8 protein-coding genes are annotated in these 8,274 nt (G+C 62.5%); 5 read left to right on the forward strand and 3 right to left on the reverse strand.

Annotated elements, in window-relative coordinates; translation table 11 throughout:
* The 4 genes from EN906_RS14450 to EN906_RS14465 form a co-directional block, all read left to right on the forward strand.
* Positions 1 to 1,019, forward strand: a 1,019-nt coding sequence (locus tag EN906_RS14450; protein WP_164777176.1) for a hypothetical protein, incomplete at its 5' end; no start/stop codon positions are given.
* 105 nt (positions 1,020 to 1,124) lie between these two features.
* On the forward strand, positions 1,125 to 1,670 hold the full coding sequence (locus tag EN906_RS14455; RefSeq protein WP_236383093.1) for a DUF2585 domain-containing protein: 546 nt from the start codon (positions 1,125 to 1,127) through the stop codon (positions 1,668 to 1,670).
* A gap of 4 nt (positions 1,671 to 1,674) precedes the next feature.
* On the forward strand, positions 1,675 to 2,988 hold the full coding sequence (gene hslU / locus EN906_RS14460; protein ID WP_127266872.1) for an ATP-dependent protease ATPase subunit HslU: 1,314 nt from the start codon (positions 1,675 to 1,677) through the stop codon (positions 2,986 to 2,988).
* A gap of 232 nt (positions 2,989 to 3,220) precedes the next feature.
* The gene (locus tag EN906_RS14465) at positions 3,221 to 4,180 is read left to right on the forward strand and encodes a DUF1402 family protein (protein WP_127266871.1); all 960 of its coding nucleotides are present in this window, start codon (positions 3,221 to 3,223) and stop codon (positions 4,178 to 4,180) included.
* Between the two features lie 238 nt (positions 4,181 to 4,418).
* Here the strand turns inward: EN906_RS14465 and EN906_RS14475 are convergent, their stop codons facing one another.
* From EN906_RS14475 to EN906_RS14485, 3 genes are all read right to left on the reverse strand, one after another.
* Positions 4,419 to 5,657, reverse strand: a complete 1,239-nt coding sequence (locus EN906_RS14475; protein WP_164748902.1) for an FAD-dependent oxidoreductase — start codon at positions 5,655 to 5,657, stop codon at positions 4,419 to 4,421.
* Complete coding sequence (locus tag EN906_RS14480) at positions 5,654 to 5,968, reverse strand: MocE family 2Fe-2S type ferredoxin (protein ID WP_027161041.1); 315 nt, start codon at positions 5,966 to 5,968, stop codon at positions 5,654 to 5,656. The genes EN906_RS14475 and EN906_RS14480 overlap by 4 nt, the downstream gene beginning before the upstream one ends.
* Before the next feature lie 97 nt (positions 5,969 to 6,065).
* Positions 6,066 to 7,157: a fatty acid desaturase family protein gene (locus EN906_RS14485; protein WP_127270622.1), complete on the reverse strand. Its 1,092-nt coding sequence runs from the start codon at positions 7,155 to 7,157 to the stop codon at positions 6,066 to 6,068.
* A gap of 169 nt (positions 7,158 to 7,326) precedes the next feature.
* Here EN906_RS14485 and EN906_RS14490 point away from each other — a divergent pair.
* On the forward strand, positions 7,327 to 8,274 hold a 948-nt coding region (locus EN906_RS14490), incomplete at its 3' end, for a LacI family DNA-binding transcriptional regulator (RefSeq protein WP_127375229.1).

Raw genomic sequence — 8,274 nt, forward strand, 5'->3', positions numbered from 1 at the left:
ACCTGCGGCTGGTGGGCGGCGGCAACGATCTGTTTGTCACCGTGGGAACCGTTCTGCTCAGCGCCGGCTTCTTCTTTGTCCTGACCACCTTGCTTCCAGGCCAAACATTCTGGATCGCAGGCATCCTCGCGGTTTTCGCCTGGGGGCTCGCCGAAATCGTCACGCGTCAGCACCGGATGAAATTATCGTCGTCCGTGCTTGCCCTGATTTTCATGGCCGCCATTCTGGCCGCTCTGGCGCTACAGGTGGAGGCCAGCTTCGGCATACGCAAGCCGGAGACTATCTGGCAGCTATTGGCGTTGCGCCAGACGGCGTCCCAGGCCGGATATCTGTTCCTGGGCGGAGGAATAATCGCGGCGGCGATCTATTTCTGGCGTTTTCGCGTCCCCATCATTGCCGGGGCTATCGCCATCGCTTTTACACTGCTTGCCTTCCTGCAAACGGCGATAATCCTGTATGATAGCGTGACAGCGGGTGCGATTGCGCCACCGCGTATGGAGGATGTTCCCGAATTGCTCCGCGCGGCACTTTACATGCCGCTGATCTGCGGCCTGATCGTGTTCGCAACGGGTGTAGCTTTTGACATTTACGACAGGGATCGACGCAAGATCTGGTCCGATTGCGCTTTCTGGCTGCATGTCGTCTCGGCGCCCATGCTGGTGCATCCGCTCTTCATCATGGCAACCGGCCAGAACGTCGTGTTCGGACATATCGCGCCGGATGCCAATGCAACCATCATGCTGACTATACTGATCCTTGGCTTCCTCTATGTCGCGCTTGCCATCGACCGCCGTTCGCTTCTGGTTCCGACATTGGCTTACTTCGGCTCGCTGGGCATCTATTATCTGGTGAATTCCGCCTCCGATTCGACGGGCATCCCGCCTTTTGCCTTGATCCTGGTCGTTGTTGGCGCGCTGATCATTCTGTTCGGGGCTGGCTGGCAGCGTATCCGGCGGATTGTGGTCAAACCCACCTTGCCGGCTGCCGTGATCCGCCGGCTACCGCCGCTGAAGGCGTGACAAGGCTTGTGATGGTCGAGACGGCGACGCGAAACGAGGGGGAATGAACCGATGACGACACCGACCGCGGAGAACAGCTATTCGGCCTATGAAGACAGCTGGCGGATGGGGCTTCTGCTCGTCCTCGCCCTGATCATCTTCCAGGCCGGGGCGCTCTACGGCATGGGGCGAGCGCCGATCTGCACCTGCGGCTACGTCAAGCTCTGGCATGGCGTCGTGCAGAGTTCGGAGAATTCCCAGCACATTTCGGACTGGTATACGTTCTCGCACATCATCCACGGCTTCCTGTTCTATGCGCTGGCAAGATTCCTGTTCCCGCGTTCGCCGATCGGCTTGAGGCTGGCGTTCGCCGTCTTCATCGAAGGCGGTTGGGAGCTGCTCGAAAACAGCCCATTCATCATCGAGCGCTACCGCGCCGGCACCATCTCGCTCGACTATTACGGCGACAGCATCATCAATTCGGTGTCCGACACACTGGCCATGATGCTGGGATTTGTGATGGCGCGAAGGCTACCTATATGGGTGATCGTCAGCCTTGCCATCATCTTCGAACTCGGTACCGGCTATCTCATCCGGGACAATCTGACACTCAACGTGATCATGCTGCTGCATCCGTTCGAGGCCATCAAGCAGTGGCAAAGTGGAATCTAGTGATATGAGCACATTTTCTCCCCGCGAAATCGTTTCGGAACTCGACCGTTTCATCATCGGCCAGAAGGACGCCAAACGCGCCGTGGCCATCGCCTTGCGCAACCGCTGGCGCCGCCAGCAGCTGGAAGGCCAGATGCGCGAAGAGGTGATGCCGAAGAACATCCTGATGATCGGGCCGACCGGCGTCGGCAAAACCGAAATCTCGCGCCGCCTGGCGCGGCTCGCCGGTGCGCCTTTCGTCAAGGTCGAGGCAACCAAGTTCACCGAGGTCGGCTATGTCGGCCGCGATGTCGAGCAGATCATCCGCGATCTGGTCGAGATCGCCATCGGCCTGGTGCGTGAGAAGATGCGCGAAGACGTCAAGGCGCGCGCCCACGTCAACGCCGAGGAACGCGTGCTGGAAGCGCTGGTCGGCAAGACCGCGAGCCCGGCCACCCGCGATAGTTTCCGCAAGAAGCTGCGCGACGGTGAGCTCGACGACAAGGAGATCGAGGTCGAGGTTGCCGACACCGGCAGCGGCGGCATGCCCGGTTTCGAGATCCCCGGCATGCCCGGCGCCAATATCGGCGTGCTGAACATCAACGACATGCTGTCGAAGGCGATGGGCGGCAAGAAGACCAAGATGCGCAAGACGACGGTGAAGGAGTCCTACGATCTGCTGGTCAATGACGAGTCCGACAAGCTGCTCGACCAGGACGAAGTGGTGCGGCGGGCGCTCGATGCGACGGAGAATGACGGCATCGTCTTCCTCGACGAGATCGACAAGATCGCCTCGCGCGAAGGCGGCATGGGCGCCGGCGTTTCCCGCGAAGGCGTGCAGCGCGACCTGCTGCCGCTGATCGAGGGCACCACGGTGGCGACCAAATACGGACCGCTGAAGACCGACCACATCCTGTTCATCGCCTCCGGCGCCTTCCACGTCTCGAAGCCGTCAGACCTGTTGCCGGAATTGCAGGGCCGCCTGCCGATCCGGGTCGAGCTGCGGGCGCTGGAGAAGGACGATTTCGTCCGCATCCTGACCGAGACCGAAGCCAGCCTGATCAAGCAGTATATCGCGCTGATGAAGACCGAGGGCGTCGAGCTGACCTTCACCGACGACGCTATCGATTCGCTGGCCGGCATCGCCGTCGACCTCAACGCCAGCGTCGAGAACATCGGCGCAAGGCGGTTGCAGACGGTGATGGAGCGGGTGCTGGACGAAATCTCCTACGATGCGCCCGACCGCAACGGCACATCAGTCACCATCGATGCCGCCTATGTGGAGAAGCATGTCGGCGACCTGTCCAGGAATACCGACCTGTCGCGGTTCATCCTTTAAACGACGGCGCCGGAACGTTCCGGCGCCGGTCCAGGCAACATTTTCCGGCAAGCAAAATCATGTGTGGCCAGATGGTACCATCTGGCCACCTTTCGTAGTGCCGGGTGAAGGGGCGCTCTCGACTCGACCAAGAGCTTTACCTAGTTTGCGCGGCAATTCTCGATCTCTTGGTTTGACGGAATTCCGGGAAACCGTTTCACACTTTTCCTGGAATTGCTTGGGCGGCGGGTGCATGAAAAAACTGATCCTGGTCATTCTCGGCTTGACGCTGGCGGCGACGCTGTTCGCCGCCGAGGCAGCGACATTGGTGCCGCCGGGAAATCGCAATGCCGTGCAGCCCGACATTCCGGGTGCCTCCAGCCGGCGCACGCAGGCGACCAACACCAGCTTCCAGGCGAAGTACCGCAAGGTCTACGCCCTGCTGCAGAACGACGCCGGTCTGCGCGGCAAGATCAAGAAGGCAGCAGCCACCTACGGCATCGATCCCTTGCACATCGTCGGCGCCATCGTCGGCGAGCACACCTACAATGTCGATGCCTATGACCGGCTGCAGACCTACTACGTCAAGGCGATCTCCTATCTCTCCAGCAAGCTGTCCTTCGCCTATGAAGGCGAGGACATCACGGATTTCGTGCAGCGGCCGGAATTCAAGAAATGCGCCGCAATGTCCGACAGCTACGATCTGTGGGAATGCCGCGAGCAGGTGTGGAACCATTCGTTTCGCGGCAAGAGCGTCGGCGGGACCAGCTTTCCCGACGACCGTTTCGGCGCCACCTTCTTCCAGCCTTACTATGCCGGCCAGACCTTCGGCCTCGGCCAGCTCAATCCGCTGACCGCCTTGCAGATGAGCGATCTCGTGCACAAGGTTTCCGGCCTGCCGAAGCTCGACGTCGGCGATCCCAATTCGGTCTACAAGACCATCATGGATCCCGACCTGACGCTGCCCTACGTCGCCGCGACGATCCGGAAATCGATCGATGCCTATAAAAGCATTGCCGGCTTCGACATTTCGGGCAATCCGGGGGTCACCGCCACGCTCTACAATGTCGGCAATCCGGAGCAGCGCGCCGACGCGCTGAAGGCGGAGAACGACAGGCGCCGCGCCGCCGGCGAGCCGGAAAAGCTGCCGGAAGAGAATTACTATGGCTGGCTGGTGAATGATAAGCTGCCGGAGCTGAAGGCGCTGTTTTAGGGCGGCTCTCTGGCGTTAATTTGCCGACGCCTGCGCCGCCCCTCATTGCCCTGCCGGGCATTTCTCCCCGTATAGCGACGGGGAGAAAGGGGCCATCGTTGACCGCCACGCCCCCTCTGTAACGTTGCCGATTGGCGAAATCCTCGGCGAAAGCGCCCTTCTCCCCGTCACTATACGGGGAGAAGATGCCGGCAGGCAGATGAGGGGCAGCGCAGACGTCGACAATTGGCGCGACGGCTCAAGCCGCCAGCAACGACTTCAGCTTGACCGCCTGTGATCCCAGCGCTTCCGGCGCCGGTTTCGCGTGCTTGCCGATCAGCATGTCGGCCAGCCTGATATCGCGGGCGACCGCGTTGCCGGGGCCGATGCCGCTGGCCGCCACCAGCCTGCCGTCTTGCGCCAAATGGAAGAGAATGAAGGCGCCATCGCCGAGGTCGCGGCGCACGGTGCTGCTGCCTTCGTCGGACAGCCCGGCGATCTGCAGGGACAGACCATATTGATCCGACCAGAACCACGGCACCGCCGCATGCGCCTCGCCGGCACCGAGCATGTTCCTGGCCGCCAGCGCGCCCTGTTCCTGGGCGTTGCGCCAAGCTTCCAGCCGCACCCGACGGCCGCCATAGACGGCGAGCGGAAACGAGCAGCAATCGCCGGCGGCAAAGATGTCGGGATCGCTGCTGCGCAGTTCGGCATCGACTGCAATGCCATTGTCGATCGTAAGCCCCGCTTCGGCCGCAAGCCCGGTCACCGGCACGGCGCCGATGCCGATGATCGCGAGGTCGGCGACGATTTCCCGGCCGCCGGCAAGTGTGGTGCGCACCTGTCTGCCGTCGTCGGCGATGGATGCGATGCCATCCCCGCACAGGATATCGACGCCCTCGGCGACATGCGTATCATGGATGATTTCGGCGATCTCCGCCGGCACGCCGCGCATCAGGATGCGCGGCTGCGCCTCGATGACGGTGACATCAGCGCCGAGCTTGCGGGCCGCGGCCGCGAGTTCGAGACCGATGAAACCGCCGCCGATGATGGCGATCCGGTTGCCGGGGGTGAGGTGCGCGCGAATCGCGAGCGCGTCGGCGAAGGTCCTGAGATAGACGCAGTGCGCGCCAAGGCCGGGCATCGGCAGCTTGCGCGGCGTCGAACCCGTTGCCAGCAGGAGCTTGTCGTAAGGCAGGACCGATCCGTCCGACAGACGCACCGCATGCGCCGCGCGATCGATCGTCACGGCCTGGACGGAATGGACATGCCGGATCGATTTCTCGGCCAGAATTGCGTCGCTGGCGATCGCCTTGATCTCGGGCGCATCGCTGGCCATCGCCTCCTTGGACAGAGGCGGGCGCTCATAGGGCAGATGCGGCTCGTCGCCGACCAGCGTCACCGGCCCCTGATAATCGAGGTCGCGCAGCGCCAGTGCCGCGCGCCCACCGCATTCGCCGGCGCCGATGATGACCATTCCCCCCGCCATGTCGGTCATCCGATCTGAATCAGGACTTTGCCGGCGTCGACCTTGACCGGATAGGTCTTCAGGTTGACGCAGACCGGCGCGCCGCGGGCGTCACCCGTCTTGTAGTTGAAGCGGCCATTGTGCTTGGGGCATTCGATGATGTCATCCATCACCAGCCCGTCGGCCAGGTGCACCTTTTCATGCGTGCACAGGCCGTCGGTGGCGAAGAACTCGTCGTCGGGGCTGCGATAGATGGCGAAGGTGCGGCCGCCATGGTCGAAGCGCATCACATCCTCCTCGTCTATGTCGCCGGTGGCGCAGGCCTCGACCCAGTCGCTCATTCAAGTCCTCCCCAAAAGCAAATCCAGGAAAATTGCGCAGCGGTTTTCCGCCCGGAATTGCGTTAAAACAAACAGTCTAGATCGGATAGAAGCACGATCATTCCGCCGCGGCGGCGATAGTGTCGTTGTGGAATTCTTCGCGATATGGCCGTGCGGTCGGCGGCAGCTCGCGCTTGAGGAAATAGTCCTCGTTGCGCAGCTGGCGCAGGAAGACCGGGATCATCTCGCGATAGCCGGCCAGGATCGACGGTGTCGGCTCCGGCAGATCGTGCTTGATCAGTTCGTGCAGCCTCGGCAGCGCATGGTACGGCACCATCGGGAACATGTGATGCTCGACATGGTAGTTCATGTTCCAGTAGATGAAGCGGCTGATCGGGTTCATGTAGACGGTGCGGCTGTTCAGCCTGTGGTCGGTGACATTGTCGGCCAGGCCGCCATGCTGCAGCAACCCGACCATGACGTGATGCCAGGCGCCGTAGAGCCTGGGCAGGCCGACCAGCATCAGCGGCAGGAACGAACCGGTATAGAGCGCCAGCCCTACGGTGGCGGCATAGATCGCCGTCCAGATGCGGGCGACGCGGATCGCTTTGGGCTGTTCCTGTTCGGGAATGAAGGTCTTTTCGGCGGCGCTGACGGTGCCGGCGGCGTTGCGCAGCATGTCTGACATCGCATGCCAGGCGTCGAGCACGCCAGCGAAGCCCAGCATGGCGCGAACCAAATCAGGCGGCCGCATGACCGAGATTTCCGGGTCGCGGCCGACGATGACGGTGTCGGTGTGGTGGCGGGTGTGGCTCCAGCGCCAGGTCACCGGATTGCGCATGATCATGAAGCAGGCGATCTGATAGACCGCATCGTTCATCCACTGCGTCCGGAAGGCGGTGCCATGACCGCATTCGTGCCAGCGTGAATCCGTCGAGGAGCCGTAGAGCACGCCATAGACGAAGAAGAACGGCACGCACCACCAACTGCCCCAGAACCAGGCACCGCCGGCGCCGCTGACGATCAGCGCGGCGAACCAGATTGCCGTATCGCGGATCGCGGGCCCGTCGGAGCGCTGCATCAGCTCCTTCATCTGCTTGCGCGGCACGTCGGTGTGATACCACTCGGCCGCCGATAGGCCGGTCTCGACGGCGAGCTTGGCGTCGCGGCCGATCAGGCTGTAGTCACGCCGGGACGGCGCAGTGGACATGATTGCCTCCCTCGGCAAAGGCATCCGCCAGAGCGAATGTCCTGAAATCCTTTGGTTTCGAGCGTCAAAGTAACGCCGACCGATGATGGACTCAACATCACAAAGATAGTTTCTATCATTTCCCATCAGGATGATGTACGAAGGCTCAAGCAAACCCGACGAGGCAAGCATGGTGAAGCGGCCGACAATATCAGATCTGGCGCGCATCTCGGGCGTCAGTGTCGCCACCGTCGACCGTGTGCTGAACAACCGGCTGCCGGTGCGCGAAGAGACAGCGCGCCGCGTCTACGAGACCGCTACCGATATCGGCTACCACGCCGCCGGCCTTATCAAGCAGCGCATGCGCCAGGAATTGCCGGAGTACCGGCTGGGCTTCCTGCTGCTGCGGGGCAATGATGCCTTCTACGGCGACTTCGCGCGGGAACTCGAACTGGCCATCTCGCGATCGCAGCGCTTCCGCGGCGTTGCGACCATCGATTTCGCCAGTTCCCTGGCTCCCGACGAGATCGCCTCGCAGATGCGCAGGCTGGCGGCGAAATCGAGGGCCATCGCCGTTGTCGGTCCGGACCATCCGACCCTGACAGCGGTCGTGGAAACCTTGAAGGCGAGAGGGCAGCCGGTCTTTTCGGTGCTGTCCGACTTTGCCGCCGGCATCCGGGAGGGCTATATCGGCCTCGACAACCGCAAGGTCGGGCGCACCGCCGCATGGATGATCTCCAAAGCAGCCAAGCGGCCCGGCAAGGTCGCCCTCTTCGTCGGCAGCCACCGCTTCCATGGCCATGAGCTGCGCGAGATCGGCTTTCGCTCCTTCTTCCGGGAGCATGCGCCGGAGTTCAGCGTGCTTGAAACGCTGGTCAATCTGGAAGCCAACCAGGTGACCCATGACGCGATGATCGATCTTCTGGCGCGTTATCCGGATCTTGCCGGCTGCTACGTCGCCGGCGGCGGCATGGAAGGCGCGGTCTCGGCGCTGCGGGCAGCGAAGCCCGCGACCATGCCGGTGGTGGTCTGCAACGAGATCAACGCCGAATCGCGCGCGGCACTCGCCGACAACATCCTCACCATGGTGATCTCGACCCCGCTCGCCGCTTTGTGCCGTGAGCTCGCCGACCTGATG

This window comes from Mesorhizobium sp. M7A.F.Ca.CA.004.06.1.1 (assembly GCF_003999135.1).
Lineage (GTDB): Bacteria > Pseudomonadota > Alphaproteobacteria > Rhizobiales > Rhizobiaceae > Mesorhizobium.

Bases quoted from the DNA above. Each gene is read 5' to 3' on its own strand.
- hslU (WP_127266872.1), top strand. From the start codon at position 1,675: ATGAGCACATTTTCTCCCCGCGAAATCGTTTCGGAACTCGACCGTTTC.
- EN906_RS14455 (WP_236383093.1), top strand. From the start codon at position 1,125: ATGGGGCTTCTGCTCGTCCTCGCCCTGATCATCTTCCAGGCCGGGGCG.
- EN906_RS14475 (WP_164748902.1), bottom strand. From the start codon at position 5,657: ATGACCGACATGGCGGGGGGAATGGTCATCATCGGCGCCGGCGAATGC.
- EN906_RS14485 (WP_127270622.1), bottom strand. From the start codon at position 7,157: ATGTCCACTGCGCCGTCCCGGCGTGACTACAGCCTGATCGGCCGCGAC.
- EN906_RS14480 (WP_027161041.1), bottom strand. From the start codon at position 5,968: ATGAGCGACTGGGTCGAGGCCTGCGCCACCGGCGACATAGACGAGGAG.
- EN906_RS14465 (WP_127266871.1), top strand. From the start codon at position 3,221: ATGAAAAAACTGATCCTGGTCATTCTCGGCTTGACGCTGGCGGCGACG.